This window comes from Cupriavidus sp. HY129, assembly GCF_059492215.1.
In genome coordinates this window covers 675,930-693,117 of the sequence record NZ_CP083254.1, presented here as the reverse complement: position 1 = coordinate 693,117, position 17,188 = coordinate 675,930, and the positions used below count along the sequence as shown (strand labels likewise).

14 protein-coding genes are annotated in these 17,188 nt (G+C 64.0%); 7 read left to right on the top strand and 7 right to left on the bottom strand.

Annotated elements, in window-relative coordinates; all coding sequences use genetic code 11:
• The 7 genes from K6G35_RS03165 (at nt 1) to K6G35_RS03135 (ending at nt 6,763) form a co-directional block, all read left to right on the top strand.
• Entirely contained in the window at nt 1-531 is a 531-nt protein-coding gene (locus K6G35_RS03165) for a TadE/TadG family type IV pilus assembly protein (RefSeq protein ID WP_008644461.1), read from the top strand.
• Nucleotides 528-986, top strand: a complete 459-nt coding sequence (locus K6G35_RS03160; protein ID WP_495676082.1) for a TadE/TadG family type IV pilus assembly protein — start codon at nt 528-530, stop codon at nt 984-986. Before K6G35_RS03165 ends, K6G35_RS03160 begins: the two co-directional genes overlap by 4 nt.
• A 50-nt stretch (nt 987-1,036) precedes the next feature.
• On the top strand, nt 1,037-2,230 hold the full coding sequence (locus tag K6G35_RS03155; RefSeq protein ID WP_495676081.1) for a CpaE/TadZ family protein: 1,194 nt from the start codon (nt 1,037-1,039) through the stop codon (nt 2,228-2,230).
• A gap of 98 nt (nt 2,231-2,328) precedes the next feature.
• Entirely contained in the window at nt 2,329-3,699 is a 1,371-nt protein-coding gene (locus K6G35_RS03150; RefSeq protein WP_186426333.1) for a TadA family conjugal transfer-associated ATPase, read from the top strand.
• Nucleotides 3,700-3,741: 42 nt separating this feature from the next.
• Nucleotides 3,742-4,719, top strand: a complete 978-nt coding sequence (locus K6G35_RS03145) for a type II secretion system F family protein (RefSeq protein WP_495676080.1) — start codon at nt 3,742-3,744, stop codon at nt 4,717-4,719.
• Nucleotides 4,720-4,770: 51 nt separating this feature from the next.
• Complete coding sequence (locus tag K6G35_RS03140) at nt 4,771-5,742, top strand: type II secretion system F family protein (protein WP_008644466.1); 972 nt, start codon at nt 4,771-4,773, stop codon at nt 5,740-5,742.
• 232 nt (nt 5,743-5,974) lie between these two features.
• A complete protein-coding gene (locus K6G35_RS03135; protein WP_008644467.1) occupies nt 5,975-6,763 on the top strand; it encodes a metallophosphoesterase in 789 nt (262 codons plus the stop codon).
• A gap of 133 nt (nt 6,764-6,896) precedes the next feature.
• Here the strand turns inward: K6G35_RS03135 and tssJ are convergent, their stop codons facing one another.
• From tssJ to K6G35_RS03100, 7 genes are all read right to left on the bottom strand, one after another.
• A complete protein-coding gene (gene tssJ, locus K6G35_RS03130) occupies nt 6,897-7,466 on the bottom strand; it encodes a type VI secretion system lipoprotein TssJ (RefSeq protein ID WP_035881517.1) in 570 nt (189 codons plus the stop codon).
• 36 nt (nt 7,467-7,502) lie between these two features.
• Nucleotides 7,503-8,585: a type VI secretion system baseplate subunit TssG gene (tssG, locus tag K6G35_RS03125; protein ID WP_035881461.1), complete on the bottom strand. Its 1,083-nt coding sequence runs from the start codon at nt 8,583-8,585 to the stop codon at nt 7,503-7,505.
• Between the two features lie 17 nt (nt 8,586-8,602).
• Nucleotides 8,603-10,423: a type VI secretion system baseplate subunit TssF gene (tssF, locus tag K6G35_RS03120; protein ID WP_495676079.1), complete on the bottom strand. Its 1,821-nt coding sequence runs from the start codon at nt 10,421-10,423 to the stop codon at nt 8,603-8,605.
• A gap of 21 nt (nt 10,424-10,444) precedes the next feature.
• A complete protein-coding gene (gene tssA, locus K6G35_RS03115) occupies nt 10,445-12,037 on the bottom strand; it encodes a type VI secretion system protein TssA (protein WP_495676078.1) in 1,593 nt (530 codons plus the stop codon).
• 156 nt (nt 12,038-12,193) lie between these two features.
• The gene (locus K6G35_RS03110; RefSeq protein WP_495676077.1) at nt 12,194-15,664 is read right to left on the bottom strand and encodes an ImcF-related family protein; all 3,471 of its coding nucleotides are present in this window, start codon (nt 15,662-15,664) and stop codon (nt 12,194-12,196) included.
• Nucleotides 15,661-16,902 (bottom strand): KPHS_23130 family T6SS system protein, encoded by a 1,242-nt coding sequence (locus K6G35_RS03105; protein ID WP_035881458.1) that lies wholly within the window; start codon nt 16,900-16,902, stop codon nt 15,661-15,663. The genes K6G35_RS03110 and K6G35_RS03105 overlap by 4 nt, the downstream gene beginning before the upstream one ends.
• Nucleotides 16,903-17,160, bottom strand: coding sequence for a PAAR domain-containing protein (locus tag K6G35_RS03100; RefSeq protein ID WP_008644479.1), 258 nt, complete (start codon nt 17,158-17,160; stop codon nt 16,903-16,905).
• Nucleotides 17,161-17,188: the final 28 nt, after the last annotated feature.

Below are 17,188 nucleotides of genomic sequence, written 5' to 3'. Positions count from 1 at the left end.
ATGAAACGACTGACCAACGCACACAGGCAATCACGCAGGCGCCAGCGCGGCGTCGCCGCAGTCGAGTTCGGCATCATGCTCGTGCCGATGCTGCTGATGGCGTGCGGCGTGGCCGAGTTCGGCCGCGCGATCTACCAGTACGACACGCTGACCAAGGCCACCCGCTCGGCAGCGCGCTACCTGTCGCAATACTCGCCCGATGACGTCGCCTACCCGACGGCGGCCACCAAGTGTCTGGCGGCCTATGGGAACACCGCCTGCTCGGGCCAGCCTCTGGCACCCGGGTTGACCACCGCCATGGTGATCATCTGCGATCGCGTCGATTCGTCCGGCTGCCCCGGCGCCACCCAAACGTTCAGCAACGTCGCAACCTACGACAGCACCAGTGGTGGCAGCGGCACGCAGGCCGGCACCGTGAACCTGATCGCCGTCAGGATCAGCGGCTACACCTACACGCCGCTGCAGTCGTTCATCAACGTGTCCGGCCTGACTTTCGGCGACATCACCACCGTCATGAGGCAAGTGCTATGAAACATCGCGCCCATCCGCTCCGCGTCGCACGCCAGCGCGGCCTGGCCGCCGTGGAGTTCGCCCTTATCGCCGGCATGTTCTTCACGCTGCTGATCGGCATCATGGAGTTCTCGCGCGTGCTGTTCTACTGGAACACTGCGGCCGAAGTCACGCGCATGGCCGCGCGATCGGCCGTGGTCTGCGACTCCGGCGCCAGCATCATCAAGACCAGGATGGAGAGCATGCTGCCGCTGCTGCAGGACTCGAACATCAGCGTGGTCTACGCCCCGACGGGCTGCGACAGCGATCCCGCCACGGCGCGCTCCACCTGTCAGACAGTAACCGTGAGCGTGTCCAACGTGACCATCGCCACCATGATCCCCGTGACGCGGTTGCGCATCGGCATGCCGCCGTTCACGACCACCATGACGCGCGAGAGCATGCAGACATCGACCGGCGGGTCGGTTTGTAGCTGACATCCAATACACCCATTCCATCCATCCGACCCGAACATCGCGAGGACACCATGCTGAAGATCCTGATTGCATCCGATGACACCGCACGGCTGGCGGAGATCAATCGGCTCGCTACCATCGCCGGAAACTTCCAGACCACGTCGCTGCAGGAAGGTCTGGCTCGGCTGCCGTTCCAGGCGAGCCGGCTGCGCATGGCCGATCTGCTGGTGCTCGACCTGCCCGAAATCGGACCTGCGCAGATGTTCGGGGTGGAAACCCTGCGCCAGCAGCACCCCGAACTTCCCTGCATCCTGATCACGCAATCCCAGGACTCCAGCGTGCTGATCCAGGCGATGCGCGCCGGCGTGCGCGATGTGTTGCCCTGGCCGCTGGACAAAGGCCAGCTTGTCGAGGCGCTGAAGCGCGTGGAAGCCACACACGTGCCGCGCATGCAGGAGGTAGCGCAGGTCATATCGATGATCTCCTGCAAGGGTGGCGCGGGCACCAGCTTCGTGGCCGCAAACCTTGGCGACGCCCTCGCCCGCCACTTCGGCAAGCGCGTGCTCGTCGTCGACCTGAACCGCCATTTCGGGGATCTCACGTACATCGTCTCGGACAAGGCGCCGCCCAGCACGTTGTCGGAGATCTGCAGCCAGATCGATCGCATGGACGCGGCGTTCCTGGAAGCCTGTCTCGTTCACGTGGACAACGGATTCGACATGCTGGCGGGCGCGGCCGACCCGGTGCGTGCCAGCCAGATCCAGAAGGAAAAGCTCGAGTGGATCCTGTCGGTCATGCAGCCGAACTACGACTACGTGATCTTCGATGTCGGGCAGAGCATCGACCCGCTGTCGATCAGCATGCTCGACCACAGCGACCGCATTTGCGTAGTGACCGAGCCGAGCATCGCATTCGGCCGCCCCAGCCGACGGTTGCTCGACATCCTGCGAGCGCTGCACTACCCCGACGACAAGATTCGCGTGGTGCTGAATCGCGTAGGCCGCAAGAACGAAGTGCCCCGAACCACGATGGAGGAGATCTTCGGCATGAAGGTGTCCTTCACCCTGCCAGACGATCCGTCGGCCGTGGACGAAGCCGTCAGCCATGGCGAGCCGGTTGCGAAGCTGAGCAAGCGCAGCAGCATCGCCCGGGCGCTGCAGACGATGGCCATGCAGTTGGCGCCCTCGCACGAAGCCGAGCGCCGCAGCCGGCAGGAGGGCGTGTCGCCGTTGCGCAAGCTGATGCTGCGCGCCCGTAGCACCTGAATCCGCAGGCCACCGAACCATCAGAGCCATCAGAACCATCAGAGTCGTCAGTGCCATCCGTGCCACCCGAACCGAATACGCTTAGCAAGGAGTCCATCATGTCAATCCGCGAACAGCTCGCCAGCGCCGGGACACCCTACACGGCAAATGGTCACGCCGCGATCCATTTCTCGATGGCCACCAACACGACATCGCCCGGGTACCACGCGCTGAAGCGCGACGTGCACGAGACCGTGCTGGACCGCGTGGAGCTGGAACGCCTGGCGCACTTCCCGCAGGAACAGGTGCGCCAGGAGATTGCCTCGCTGGTAAGCCTGATCATCGAGGAACATAAGGTGCTGCTCAATGACAACGAGCGGCGACAACTCACCGTCGAGATCTATGACGAGATGTTCGGCTTCGGGCCGCTGGAACCACTGTTGAAGGACCCTTCGGTCTCGGACATCCTGGTCAACACGGCACGGCAAACCTACGTGGAGCGGCGCGGCAAGCTCGAGCTGACGAATGTGGTGTTCTATGACGACGCTCATCTGATGAAAGTCATCGAGAAAATCGTGTCGCGCGTCGGGCGCCGCATCGACGAAACCAGCCCGATGGTGGATGCGCGCCTGCCGGACGGCTCTCGCGTCAACGCCATCATCCCGCCGTCTGCCATCGATGGTCCGCTGCTGTCGATTCGTCGCTTCTCGGTGAACCCGTTGCAAGTGTCCGACCTGGTCGAGCTGAAGAGCCTCACGCAGCCGATGGCGCAAATGCTGCAGGCGCTGGCGCATGCCAAGATCAACGTGCTGGTCTCGGGCGGCACGGGCAGCGGGAAAACCACGCTGCTGAACATCCTGTCCGGTTTCATCCCGGAAGACGAACGCGTGGTGACCATCGAGGATGCCGCCGAACTCCAACTGCGCCAGCCTCATGTCCTGCGCCTGGAAACCCGGCCGCCCAATATCGAGGGCAAGGGAGAAATCACCCAGCGCGCGCTAGTGCGCAACGCCCTGCGGATGCGCCCTGACCGCATCATCCTCGGCGAAATCCGTGGCGGCGAGGCCCTGGACATGCTCAACGCCATGAACACCGGCCACGAGGGCTCGCTCACGACGATTCACGCCAACACCCCGCGCGATGCGCTGACGCGGCTCGAGAACATGGTCAGCATGGCAGGCCTGACCATGCCGGCCAAGGCCATGCGCCAGCAGATCGCCTCGGCGATCACCGTGATCGTGCAGGCGGCGCGTCTGACAGACGGCCGGCGCAAGATCATCAGCATCCAGGAAATCACCGGCATGGAAGGCGACATCATCAACACGCAGGAGATCTTCACGTTCCAGCGCACAGGTGTGGCCGAGGATGGCGCGGTCCGCGGCCACTTCAAGGCCACGGGCGTGTATCCGAAGTTCGCGGAGCGGCTGCGCGTCTTTGGCGTCGGGCTGCCGGACGAGACCTACGATCCCGCGCGGCGCTACGAAGTCTGAGCCCACGCACTGATCAACGACAACATATCCGGGGGGTAACACATGAGCACGATCTTCTATGCCTTCGGCATCCTGCTGTTCGTCGCCGTGGTGCTCAGTGTCGAAGCCATCTATCTGTGGTGGAACAATGCCCACGGCCCCGCGGCCAAGCGCATCGAAGCGCGGCTGAGAGCGCTTTCGGCCGGCGGACACGTCAGCGCCGAACGGCTGTCCATTCTCAAGAAGCGCCTTCTCAGCGATTCGCCGCGGATGCAGCGCTGGCTAATGAGCGTGCCGCGTATCGGCGCGCTGGACCGCTGGCTCGAGCAGTCCGGCAGCACATGGTCCGTGGCACAGCTGTTCGGCTACTGCGGCCTGGTGGTGCTGTGCGCGGTGGCGCTGATTCCGTTGGTGCCGGTGCCGCTGCCGATCATACTGGGCTGCGTGGCATTCGTCTGGTTGCTGCCGTTCCTGCATGTCATGCGGCTGCGCACCAAACGGCTCAAGCAGATGGAAGTGCAGCTGCCCGACGCCGTCGACATGATCAGCCGCGCGCTGCGTGCGGGCCACTCGTTCGCCGGGGCGCTTGGCATGGTCGGCCAGGAGATCAAGGCGCCGCTGGGTCCCGAGTTCCGCACCACGTTCGAAGAGATCAACTATGGCGTGGCGCTCGACGAGGCCATGACGAACCTCGCCATGCGTGTGCCTGTGGGCGACCTCCGCTACTTCGTCATCGCCGTGCTGATCCAGCGCGAGAGTGGCGGCAACCTGGCGGAGATCCTCGACACGATCGGCACGATGGTGCGCGAGCGGCTGAAGCTCTTCGACAAGATCCGCGTGCTCTCGGCCGAAGGGCGACTCTCCGCGTGGATTCTCGGCCTGCTGCCGTTCGGCACGGCGGGCCTGATCATGGTGGTCAACCCGGGATTCATGCGGGTGCTGTGGGAAGACCCGATTGGATGGCGAATGGTGGGTACCGCCATGACGTCGATGATCTTCGGCGTGCTGTGGATGCGCAAGATCATCCGCATCCGGGTATGAGTCAGATAACAACAGGCAGGCTTGAGCGCGCATCCTGAGGGGGAGTCGATCATGCAAGACATCATGCAGGGGTTTCGGGCAGACCAGTTGATCGTGCTGGCGCTGGTCTTCGTTGCGGCATTCGGCACGGTACTTGGCGTGCTCTATGTGTTCTCGCCAGACCGCATGCGCGGCAGGATGGAACAGATCGCCAACGAGACTGGCACTGTCCCGGGCAACGCCGGGCAGCAGCAGGCCTGGGTCGAGAAGCTCGTGAAATGGGCGCAGCCGGTCTCGCGGCTCTCGTTGCCCAAGGAGGGTTGGGAGAATTCGCAGCTGCGCGTGCGCTTCATGAACGCCGGATGGCGCGATGCGAGCGCCGCCCCGCTGTACTTCGCCGCCAAGACGCTGCTGGCGGTGGCGCTCCCGATGATCGGACTGATCGCGACAAGCAGTGTCCCGGCATTCCAGGAACAGAGCATGATGTTCGCGGTGCTGGCAGTGCTGGCCGCGATCGGTTACTACATTCCGAATATCGTGCTGTCCCGGAAAGTGACGGCACGCCAGAGAACGGTGTTCGAGGAGTTCCCCGACGTCATCGACCTGCTGACGGTCTGCGTGGAAGCCGGCCTCGGCCTTGATGCCGCACTGATGCGCGTGGCCGACGAACTTGCGCTGCGCTGCCCGGTGCTGGCCGACGAACTGCAACTGATGCTGCTGGAGCTCCGCTCCGGCTTCTCGAAGGAGAAAGCGTTGAGCAATCTGTCGCTGCGCACCGGCGTCGAGGACGTCGACAAGTTCGCGTCCATGCTGATCCAGGCGGACCGTTTCGGTACCAGCCTTGGCGAATCCTTGCGGGTGCTGTCCGACATGCTTCGCACCAAGCGCCGGATGCGCGCGGAGGAGCAGGCGGCGAAGATTGCGCTGAAGCTGCTGTTTCCGCTGATTTTCACGATCTTCCCCACACTCCTGCTGGTGTTGCTAGGGCCCGCGTTCATCCAGATCTACCGCGTGTTGCTGCCAACCATGACCGGCACCAACTGACGGTCGCACAAGCGGCGCCTTGCCATAGCGGTTCCCCCGGCTGTCTCGCCCTGGTGCAACACCAGGTGGACAGTCTTGCCCGGACAGTGTCCGGGCTTTTCTGCTTTCTGCGGCGACGACGCGTCAGTGACCCGGTCGTGGCTGGCGGCTTGACCCGCGCGCCAGTCTTCTGAAAAATACTGGGCAAACCCATCCCCCACCCCTGTCCGTACAGTCATCCGGGAGCCGCCGCATGAAGATCCGCATCCTGAGCGATCTGCACATCGAACACAACATGCCCGAGGAGGTCCCCGCCTGTGGCGCGGACCTCACGATCCTGGCCGGAGACATCGCCAACGGCCGCGACGGCATCGACTGGGCGGCGCGCGTGTTCGAGGGGCCCGTGCTCTACGTGCCGGGTAATCACGAGTACTACGAAAGCACGTTCGACGCAGTGGATCGGCAGATGGCCGACGCGGCCGGGGAGTCGGGGAATGTCACGCTGCTCAGCGACGGCATCGCCGAGTTCGAGGACGCCGACGGCCAGCGCGTGCGCGTGATCGGCACCACGTGGTGGACCGACTACTGCCTCTATGGCGTCGATCGTGTCGACGAAGCCATGCAGGCGTGCTCGCGCGTGATGTTTGATCATCGCCTGATCGCTACCGCCGATGCCGACGGCCAGCACCGCCCATTCACGCCCGCCGATGCGCTGGCTCGCCATCACGCGGCCACGGCGTGGCTGGCCGGTGCACTGGCGCAACCGTTCGACGGCAAGACCGTGGTGGTCACCCATCACGGCCCCGACCTCGGCAGCCTCGACGCACGCTATGCGCACGACATCGTCTCGGCCGGCTTTATCTCCCGCCGCCCGGATCTAGTGGCCCAGGCCGACCTCTGGATCCATGGCCATACCCATACGAGCTTCGACTACTGGATCGACAGTTCACGCGTGGTGTGCAACCCGCGCGGCTACATCTCCCGACGCAGTGGCGAGCCGGAGAACCCGGCGTTCGACTGGAGCAAGGCTGTGGCGCTTTGAAGCGGCTTATGAATACGAATCTTGATTTGTGTTCATAAGAGACATACTGCCTACGCCGTACTCCGGCAAGCGCGGGCCGGTCTCGTTACTGCCGCGCATCTCGCCGCATCAAGGCGACAGGCGCCGACGGTCGTCACGTATCGCTCGTTGCGCCAAGCTGTGACGCCTGCGACTTGAGTGCACCTGACGGCACCCCGATACGTTCGAGGACATTCCCACGCGCCTCGATCTTCACGGGATCGGTCTTCTTCCACTGCTTCTTCGGGATGACCAGCTTCCACACCGCGTTGTTGCCCACGTCGCGGAACAACGCCGCGACGCCAACGTACTCGCAGTCCTCTCGCATCGGTTCTGCAAGACTCACGCTCGCCGCCGGGCGCAGCACCACATCGTTGCTTGCGAGCAGATCCGCCTTCAGCGACTCCAGGTCATTTGTCTGCAACTGCACGTAGCTCAGCTGTTCGAAAGCCTGCGGCGTTTTCAACTGATAGATCCGCACCACTGTCGACAACGATTCGCCTGCGCTGTTTGTATTCAACGACGACCGGCTGACGAGATCGAGGTTCATGGTCTTGACCTGCGTCGTGAAGGCCCACTTCGCTGCTTCCACTGTGCTGTTCTTCACGGCTTGTGCGGCCCCGCATCCGGCAACGGTAAGGGTGGCGACTAAGGCTATGCCCCCGTTTCGCAGCGCTTGCTTCATCGTGTTCATCCCTTCGTTCTAGTGTGCGGCTTGATTTCATTGACTGCGATGGCTTGGCGGCGCGGATGCACCGGCGCTGAGTCCATTCCATGTTCCCAACTGCACGCGCGTGATCGCGTCTTTCCGGGTCGCGTTGGCGGTGGCCACGGAGTACTGGAGTTGCGTGCTATATCCAAGGTTCACTTCATTCGAGTTCAGGACCGGAGCCGGCATCAGCGCTGGCCTCACCTGCATTTCCAGATGCGCGTGCGCGGCATGGCCGAGATAGAAACGCAACAGCGCCATCAGCTCCCGGTGCATGGCCCGACCCGGCATCAGCCCAAGCACCGATTCGGGCGTCTGGGGCGTGATCACCACACGCACGGTGTTCGCCCGGTCGTAGAAGCCGCGTCCCAGCACGCAGTTCTCGCCGAGTGGCATGCGCTCGGTGGCATCGAGGCGCACCCACACGGGGTAGAACTCCTCCACCAGGATCTGCGCATCCGGCACGGCATGCTGCAATACGCCAGCAAGACCCTCGGCAGTCCGCGTGCGCTGGCTGGCCAGTCCCAGCATCGACAACAGCTTGCGCGGGCTGACGGTACCTTCGACGTGTTCGCCCTGTGCAACGCTTGGCTGCCCGGCTCCCGGCTCGCGCAGCCCCAGCCCGAGCAGACTGAGCAGGTAGCGTGAAACCTCGTCTTGTCCGCCCGGCAGGAAACCCATCGGATAGCGATACTTGCGCGCGACCCGGTAGAACTGCGTGACAACGCGGTGGTGAAACAGGTCCAGGAAGGCCGCCAGCGGCTCCGCGCCATCGCGACGCTGGGCAATCTCGTCCACGAAATACGACGGCATACGCGCGTCGACGCCGTACAGGCCAAGGAAGGCCGTGCGGATGACTGGTGGCCGGTCGGGGTCGTCATCGTCGTACTCAACCGCATCGATCTCACGTCCCGGAAATCCAAGCCCCCCACTGGAGCGGAAGCGCACCGGTTCGTCGGCCAGGGAATCCGTGGTGCCCAACGGCGGGCGATGCGGCGCGGACAGCTCGATCAGTTCACAAAGCCGGAAGAAATTCATCCGGTGTGCATTGGCGAGCAACGCTCGCAACAAGGGGCCTTCCTTCGGGGGTGACATGGTCTGACTCGGTGCGCTCAAAACGGAGCCCCCTCCCCTTTGCTGTCGGGCCACACCTGGCGCTTGCCGCTAGGCTGCGACACGATCACCAAGCGCGTATAGAGATTGACGGTTGCGTATAGCGACAGGAAGCGGTTAAGCATCTCGCCAAACAATTCCACATCGCCTTCGCCGGCAAAGCGCGTGCTATCCAGCACCACTTCGATCTCCACGCCGCGCAACAGGCCGCCTTTGACGAGCTTCTGAAGCGGGCGATGTCGCACGTCTGTGATGGCCTCGATACGCCGACGGTTCAGTTCCCCATCGGTCCAGTCGTACAGCGCCAGGCTGCCGCGCAAAACCTCGGCGTCGAGCAGCGACAGGTAGTTGGGCGCCAGGTGCGACAGCACGCGCCAATGGAAGCGATCGGCGGTAGGTGGATACACCGGCAGCGTCGGCGCGGTCAGGTTGCGCACGGTGCCAATGTGCGTAAATCCCCCGCTCGTGCGGGTGATGCCTGCCTCGCGCAGGCCCTTGCGCGGCAGCATGCCGTTGGTGCCGGTGACCGACAGTGACAGCGTCTCCTCGGGCAGGGACTGTTGATGATCCCAGGCGTGCCCCCCCAGTACCACCCAGGTGTCGAACCTCCCCGAAGGACCGCGGCGCACGCGGGTGTGGAAATAGCGCTCCGGCATCTCGTGGCGCAGCATGCCACCCCGGTGGCGGAACGCGGCAAACGGCGCGTACTCGAAGCGCTTGCCACTGCCCGCCTCGAAGCCCCGTACGGTTTCCACCGAATAGGGCTCCACATGTTGACCATGCTGTTCCATGACCCGCACCCGGTACTCGGTCTCGAAGTGGGTGATGGTGATCGGGTCGGCTTCCAGCTCGAACAGGTTGATGATCGGCGTGCAAAAGAGGCGCACGTTATCGGCCGAGAAGCGCATGTCGTCCGGGAACGGCTGCTTGAGTACCACCTCCACATCAAAGTGCTCGATGCCTTCCGGGATGGCGTCCAGATCGAGCCCCACGAGATCTACGAACATGAACTTCTCGGGGAAGGTGAAGTACTCCAGCAACAGTTGGTAGCCCCCGAAGGCGTTGTCAGCCTTCGGCCACAGGCGTTCCTCGGTCGCGAATCCGGCTGGCTCCAGCCGCACCCCCGTCATCGGCTGCGGTGCGCCGGGCCGGTCGGCCGGATAGCCCGGTACCCGCACTTGTATGGCCAATGGCTCAGCGGTGAGCGCCGAATAGAGCGCCAGCGCCAGCGGACGATCGGCATGCAGGTAGAGCCGCAGGCGCGGCACCGCCAACTGCTCGCGGCGCCCCTGAGTTTGTAGTGCCAGCCGCAGCCGGATGACCGAGCGGCCATCCTCGCGCGCATAGGCGTTGGCTTCAGTGAGCCGCAACGGGTATAGATCGACCGGTTGCGTGGTCCGGTAAGTGCATTCGACACTGCCCTCACTCCCGCCTTGTATCGCGAGCGCGATGGGGTCGGAGACCACCTCCAGCCCGGCCGGCAGCGTTTCATGGCGCTGCAGCGTTCCGCCGTTCGGGGTCAGTTCCAGGATCGACAATGACGGGATCATGCGCAGGTAATGCGGCCATAGCATGCTGACCAGGCCCTCGGTCAGTTCCGGCAACTCGTCGTCCAGCTTATGGCGCAGCCGCCCCATCAGGAAGGCGAAGCCCTCGAACAGCCGTTCGACGTGGGGGTCCCGCTCGCCGATACGGTCGATGTTGAGCATGCGGGCGCGGTCAGGGAACGCCTGTGCGAACTCCTTTCCGGCTTCGCGCAGGTAGCGCATCTCCGCTTCGTAGTAACGCAGGATCTCGTTGTCTTGGGTGGGATGGTTCATGCAGTACAGGATGGGTACGCTTTAGGCGGCGGCGGCGACGGCCACGGCCACGGCCACGGCGCGGGCAGGATCGATGGCGATCAGGTCGCCCACCAGCGCCTCGATGCGCGCGCTCAGGGCTGCCTTGTCCGCGTCCTTGCGGGTGAGGCGCACTTTCAGCAGGCGCAGCAGTTGCTGCTTGACCTCGAACGCGAGGGCGGGCTCCCAGTTGGCCAGCTGATAGCGCTGGGTGCCAGATTCGAGCGCGGACAGCAGGTGCAAGGCAGTATCGGCCCGGTCGGCGCGCTCGGCCACTCGCGCCATCACCAGTTGCCGCACAAAGCGATCGCGCTCGCCAGCCGGTGCCGGCAACCCCTGCAGCCAGGCAAAGGCAGCCTCCAGGCTCTGCTGTGCGGCGAGGTCGGCCGCCTGCGCTTCCGTTTCCGCCAAGTCGGTACTCACAGAGGCCACCGCAACCGGCGTCACAGGTTCGCCGCGCTCGATATCCCGCACGGTGGCGTAGCGCGCAATCCATTCGAGCGTGGCGTCGTCAGCAAACGGCGTGCCGTCCGAGAAGGCAAGCTGGTCCAGGCCCGGCAGACGTTCCAGCATCAGGGCGCAGTCGGTGGCCAGCAGGTCGCGCACGCGTGCGTAGGCGCCACCCGCCTGGTCCTGCGCCATGAACGCGTAGTACTGCAAGTCCAGCCAGAAATGATTGGCGCCCTCGGCGAAGGCCGGCTCGATCCGGTCGAGCAATTCCGGCCACTGCTTTTGCAACGCCAATCGCTTGATTTGCGCGCGTAGTTCGGCGCGTGGGGCTATCAGACGGGTCCTGCCGCTAGCTTCATGCGGCGGCGCCTCGGTAAGGGTGTCCCAACGCACGCAGCGCATCAGCCGGTAGGCGGCGAGATAGCCGTCGGGCTGCTGGCGCAGGAACAGCGCCATCTGGCGCGCCCGATCCACCAGGTCGCGCGTGGAGGCCACCTCTCCGTCCAAGAGCGACGCCGTGGCGAGGGCTTTCGGAGCAGCGATGTTCCCCTCACCCTCCGCCGACAACGGCGTCTCGACCCGTTCCTCGAACCGGCGAAACAGCGCGTCGAGCGCCGGACGGGTTGGCTTGGGCCACTGTCCGGTGCCCTCCAGGATCAGCGCCAGCGCCGACAGCGCGCGCTCCAGGGGCGCACCGGACAGTCCCTGCACCCGGTCAAGCTGCTCGGTAAAGGTGGAACCGGCCAACCACTCGAGTGCGGCCTTTCGGCTTTCCGCCCGGGCAGGTAGCAACTGGGGACCGAAGCGATCGATCAGTGCCGCCAGCAACTCGAAGCCGGCTGCGACCCCTTCGGCACCGTCGCGCCTCATACGACCATAGATGTAGTAGACCGCCAGGCGGACATCCTTGGCGCTGGACTTGAGCAGGCGCTCGGCCGACTCCACGATCAGGGCCTCATTGATATCCGAGCGTCTGGCCACTTCCTCCTTGATGGCGAGGAAGTCATCCTCGTAACCCGGGTCGTCTCCGACTGGTGCCTCCTGACGGACCGGCTGCAGCCATGGCTCCCACCGGGCCAGCGTGGAGCGGGCCAGATCGGCGGGGGCACGGGCACCGAACAGCGCGTTGAACAGGTTATTGAACATGCGCTTCCTTCGCGTGCTTTACGTGCTTCAAGTGCGCGTTGCCTCGCGCAGCCGAAAGGTCGAGGCATAGGCAGACCCTTCCATCGCCAGTGTCAGGTGCCCCTGCGGCGAACGGACATGGGCGAAGTGCCGTGACGTCGATCATCCTCGTATTCATCACAAGCCTCCGCGTTTGGCTTTCCGTGCTGCGGGCGATAGCACATCCACTGCTGAGCCGCCCTTGCCGACCAGGAACACGCGCTGCGGCAGCTTGAGGCCGATCAGGGGCAGCAGTTCCAATATCCCTTGGCCAGCCTCACTACGCATCAGGAAGCGAATCTCGTAAGGCGCTTTGGCAGACCGGGCGTCGGTGGATTCTTCCAAGGGGCCACGTGTATCCGGTGCAGCGGGCCACGTGATTTGCACCGTGGCGCTATCGATCGGGGCAATATGGCCATGTCCGATCATGCGCAGCAGCGCAAAGCGTCCGCCATATTCGTAGTTCTTGTTGGTGCCTGCCTTCTCGGTTTGCCATTGCAGAAGCGTGCCCGGATCCTGGAGGTTGCTCGCGGGCCATGTCATCCGTTGCCAGGTTTCACGCTGGTTGTAGTAGTGCAGCTTCTGGCCGTCGATGGTGAGCTTCGTATCGGTGAGTCCCGGCGTCGCGATCGGCTTGAGTTCGAAGCGGTACTGCGGGTCCCCCTGGACCAGTATGTGGGCGCCGATGCGCTGCAGGGTGTTGATGGTCTTGAGGAATTCCGGGTCAAACGTAATGCCACGCGCGCCCGCTGCAGCCACCCACTGACCGCCCTGCAACTCCAGCACCCCTGCGAGCTGGGTGGCCAGGAACGTCTGGATGGTGCCACCCTCCGGACGCAGGAACTGCGCGAGTTCAGGCAGTGAGGCGTCGTTGGCCGTGTTGGCGAATGGATAGCGCCCGGCGAAGATCCGATTCCACTCCGCCACAATGAACCGTTGCCAGACGTCGTTCAGACTGGCCTGTGCCGGCAGCACGATGGCCTGCGTCGCCTGCGCAACCGGACGCACAAACAGCGCTTCGCCCATGCCCGCCCATTCCGCGCCGAGGCTCGCCGCGACCAGTTGCGCGTAGGCCTGCGTATCGGCCAGATCCGAACTCGTGCCCCGGAACATCGCCTGCGCCATCTGGCGGGCCCGGTCATCCGCGTCGGCGCCGACACTGACCTGTTGCAGGCGCAGGCGCAAAGCCGTGATGCGGTCCAGATATCGCTGCAAACTCAGATCGCTGTTGCCGCCTTGCCCTGCTTGGCCGGGGTGTCCCGCCAGGCGCAGCACCGGGCCAAACGCGGCGTCCAGCGGGCCGGTCGGGGCCGCCTTCGCGCTGTCAGGCGCGTCGTCCTTCTTGCCAAGGATGTCCTTGGCCTTGCTCACCAGCGCGTCCGACAGGGAAGTCTTCTGCACGCCCGCGCCGCCCTGGTAGGCAAGCGACTTCATCAGCGCGATCGCCGGGGATTGGCGCGCATCGGCCAGCAGCTTGAGCTGGTCGATGGCGCCGGGCAAGGTGGCCGCCGACTCCCACTGCAGGCTGTTCATGAAGTCCTGCCAGTGCGCGGCATACTCCGCAAAGTACTGCTCGGTCAGGGCCGCACGCAGTTCGTCGGAGGATTTGGTAGCCATGACGCCGGCCACTTGGCTGCCGGTCAGTACCCAGTCGGCGGCGACATCGCGACGCGTGGCGGCGGCGTCAATCGCGTTCGCCACATAGCCCTCGTACGCCTGGCGCGTAAAAACGCCAGGTACAGCGGCGGTGGATCGCAGCAGGCCGCGCGTATCCGTACCAGCGGTCAGCGACGGCAGCGTCAGGTCCGGATACTTGTTGCCGGCGCCGCTCAGGATGCCCCGGTACAGCGTCTCCTGGGCACTGCGCGCGCCGATGACCGCCAGCAGCGTCTGGCGCGCACCGGCCACCAGTTCGGGGCGGGGCTCAATCTTCCAGTCCGGGTTGGCCTTCAGGTGCCGCGCGTAGAACTTGAAAAGGCGCTCGGCCAGATCCTGTTTCTCTCCCGGTGTGATGCGGGCTTCGGTGGACCAGTCCTGCGGGAGACGCCTGGCAAGGAAATCAGGCTCGGTGCGCTCCGGATGGGCCAGCATCAGGTAGGCTTTGAGGTCGTCACGACCGCCGAGCGCCCACTGGCTGGTCTTGTCGTCCAGCGCCGTAGTCTGCAACTGGCCGAGGTCCACCAGCGTCGCCTCCAGATTCTGCTGCACCGGCGCGACAAGCCTCTCACGGCTGGCCTTCGCGTAGGGCTGCCACAGGGCGGCCAGCACATCGGCGTCACGGTTCAGGCCGAAGCGGGTCAGCAGCGGTGCGTGCTGCTGCGTGCGGTATTCGTAGCGCTCGATCTGCTGCTGCAGGGCCAGCAGTGCATGCAGGCGGGCGGCGGGGTTCGATGCCGAACGGATCTCCGTGACGGCTTGCAGCGCAGCATGAACATCCCGGCTGTTGAACCAGCTTGATGCCAGCATGCCTGCGAACCACAAGCCGACTGCCGCCAGCGCGAATCCAGCGCACACCGTCATCGGGTGCCAGCCGATTCGCTTGCCGGGCTGGCGGCGAGCCGCCTCACTGAGGTAGCGCCAGTGCGGCAGATTGGCACTGCCTAGCATCTCGGGCTGAGTGCTCGTCCCCGAGGGGTATGGGGCAAAGGCGATGCCACGAATGGGAATGGCCCAACGCTGGCGAGCAGTCAGACCGGCGCTCCAGTCAATCAGCGCCTTGCTGCGGGTATCGAGTTGCTGGGATAGTTTGGCAAGGTAGGAATTGCGATCCCCGTGAGCTAACTGCGCCATGCCACGCTGCGCCAACTGGCCGCCTAGTGACCGCAGTGCTACCTCGATGGCGGTCGCATCAGCGTGATTCGACAATTCACAGGCGACGACCGGCGAGTTGCTGCTGCCTGCAGCGTTCGTTGCCGCCACATCCAGCATGTAGACCGGCGCCGACCACCGCAGGGCCTTTACGACACGCGCGAGACTCATGCCATAGGGGTGAGTGCCGTGGCGCTGGCTCGGAAGATCCGCCTCGCCGTCGGTTACAGCGATCACCGCATCCACTGGACGGTGGCGTCGCAACTTGTAGAGCTGCTTGAGCCACGCGACGTCCGGCTGACCGCTCTGGCTGGCCCCGGACCACAGCAGTACGCCATCGTCGGTCAATAACCACCCGGAGGTAACGAGGCCTGGCAGGAGGCGAGCAATAGCCGTATCGTTGCATGTGAGCAGCAGCCACGGCTGGCGAAAGCGCCAACGCCAACCCCAATGCGCACGCAGCGCCTCGCGCAATGCTCGGCACTGCTCCTTAGCGTCCAGACTTGATTGTCCGGCATTTGCAGCAGCACCGAGACTGTGCTTCTGCTGCAAATGCGCCCGCAAATATCGAATCGCTTTCATGCTGGCAATCCACAAGAGAACAGCGTGCAACACCTTCAGGAATACCAGCCCGAGTAGCAACAGTACCAGCAGGCACAGTTCCGTGATCACCAACCACTCAGTCGTCCAGCGCCGTTCAGACACCAGAAGCGGCGCCGTCAGTGCCAATGCGACATAGACAAGAAACAGGGCTACGCCAAGATAGAACTCTGCGGATAGTTTGGGATTGTTATCGCTCATACCTGCTTTCTGCACACTAAGGCGACGATGTGGTCATCGTTTTGGGAAACAACAATCTGCGGGGATTCGGTGCGAGAGGCGTATTCGATAGCAAGCACCGTGGCAAGCCAGGCTCCGGCGCTAGCGCAGTCGCCAACCGCAGCATCGATATCGAACCATGGCGCATGCGGATCGAACGCAGACACGCCCTTGATCTGCCGCACCGCACCCTCTGTCAGCGCATGAGCCCAAATTACTTGGGCTTGTGGGGCCGCAGCTTTTCCCCAGCGCACGGCAAGATGCGCAGCCTGGCCCGCGTTCTCAAGCGAGTCGATGGCTGGCCGATGCAAGAACAGCGGCGCCATCAAAGGCGACGCACTGCGAGCGAGTTCGGGTCGAGTCACCAGCAAGGCCACACCTGCCTCCGCCACTCCGTCCTCCAACCGCTGGCTAATGGCGGGACGAAGCCGCACCGCTAACAGCAAATGCGCATCGTGCGCCGCCAATCCGTCGTGCCACACATCTGCCTCAGACAGTGGCATCTCGTTTGCGCTCACAGTAGTGGTCACTCGCAATGCGGGGGTGGTAGCCGAAATGAGCTTCGCTAGGCCAAGACGCACCTCTTCCACTTCGCACAAGGCTTGCAGGCTCAGATGCACGTGAAGGGAGCAACCCGCCGGCAACACCAGCAAACCTGCGCTGATCCGCTCGACCAGTCTGCCAAGCAGCCAGTCAGTGATTACCTGTTGGCGAACGAACTCGGTCTGCGCGTTGCCAGGGGGAAGCGGTTTACCGGGTATTTCCAGCCAGCGCGCCTGCACATCAGTACCGGGCTCCGCGCCACTGGATCTCAAGCCCAATAGTGTCGCGCCGCTGACGATGCCATCGACATCGTCCTCTTTCTCGTCACCAGCAAAACACCAGCCATGCCCAAGCACCGCGAGGGGCACGCTGGCCTCCGCGTGACATTCGACGTCAATCTTGTCACTGGCGGCATTGTCGGCAATGGTCTGACGGCATCGCAGATGACCGTGCCCAAGGTATAGAAAGAGTAGGAATGCCCACAGAAACGGCGCATAGGCGACACAGCAAAGCCAGAAAAACGCATCAAGCGGCTTCCCGGCAGGCCACGACGTAATGGTGAGCGCGGCCCCGGCCCCCATGATGACCACGAACAGCAGCGCCCACACCACCACCGACGGTTGAGGCGACTCCGGCACCGCGACGCGCGGCGGAACTCTAGCAAAATCGACAGGCATCTATCGAACCGTCGCGCCTTCCGAGGTAGCAATCAGGACGCTGCCGCATTCGGTTTGGTCTCCATCCCGTGCCAAAGGAACACCAGCGTCGGTCATGCGGGCGCTTCCTGAGGTAATCGGATTGTCCCCATGAATCGGGCACGACACGATGTCGCCAACACGGGCGGCCCGCCGCCCCTTCACCTTAATGCGGTCGGAGCCCGTCAGGATCTTGCCGCCGTGGGTCGTGTCGTCGTTTTCGCATGCAAGGTTTTTCACGTATTCATTCCTACTAGGTTATCTTTCA

Coding starts and splice junctions, on each gene's coding strand:
- tssG (WP_035881461.1), bottom strand. CDS start 8,585: ATGTCACCCCCGAAGGAAGGCCCCTTGTTGCGAGCGTTGCTCGCCAAT.
- K6G35_RS03160 (WP_495676082.1), top strand. CDS start 528: ATGAAACATCGCGCCCATCCGCTCCGCGTCGCACGCCAGCGCGGCCTG.
- tssJ (WP_035881517.1), bottom strand. CDS start 7,466: ATGAAGCAAGCGCTGCGAAACGGGGGCATAGCCTTAGTCGCCACCCTT.
- K6G35_RS03150 (WP_186426333.1), top strand. CDS start 2,329: ATGTCAATCCGCGAACAGCTCGCCAGCGCCGGGACACCCTACACGGCA.
- K6G35_RS03135 (WP_008644467.1), top strand. CDS start 5,975: ATGAAGATCCGCATCCTGAGCGATCTGCACATCGAACACAACATGCCC.
- K6G35_RS03110 (WP_495676077.1), bottom strand. CDS start 15,664: ATGAGCGATAACAATCCCAAACTATCCGCAGAGTTCTATCTTGGCGTA.
- K6G35_RS03105 (WP_035881458.1), bottom strand. CDS start 16,902: ATGCCTGTCGATTTTGCTAGAGTTCCGCCGCGCGTCGCGGTGCCGGAG.
- K6G35_RS03145 (WP_495676080.1), top strand. CDS start 3,742: ATGAGCACGATCTTCTATGCCTTCGGCATCCTGCTGTTCGTCGCCGTG.
- K6G35_RS03165 (WP_008644461.1), top strand. CDS start 1: ATGAAACGACTGACCAACGCACACAGGCAATCACGCAGGCGCCAGCGC.
- tssA (WP_495676078.1), bottom strand. CDS start 12,037: ATGTTCAATAACCTGTTCAACGCGCTGTTCGGTGCCCGTGCCCCCGCC.
- tssF (WP_495676079.1), bottom strand. CDS start 10,423: ATGAACCATCCCACCCAAGACAACGAGATCCTGCGTTACTACGAAGCG.
- K6G35_RS03155 (WP_495676081.1), top strand. CDS start 1,037: ATGCTGAAGATCCTGATTGCATCCGATGACACCGCACGGCTGGCGGAG.
- K6G35_RS03140 (WP_008644466.1), top strand. CDS start 4,771: ATGCAAGACATCATGCAGGGGTTTCGGGCAGACCAGTTGATCGTGCTG.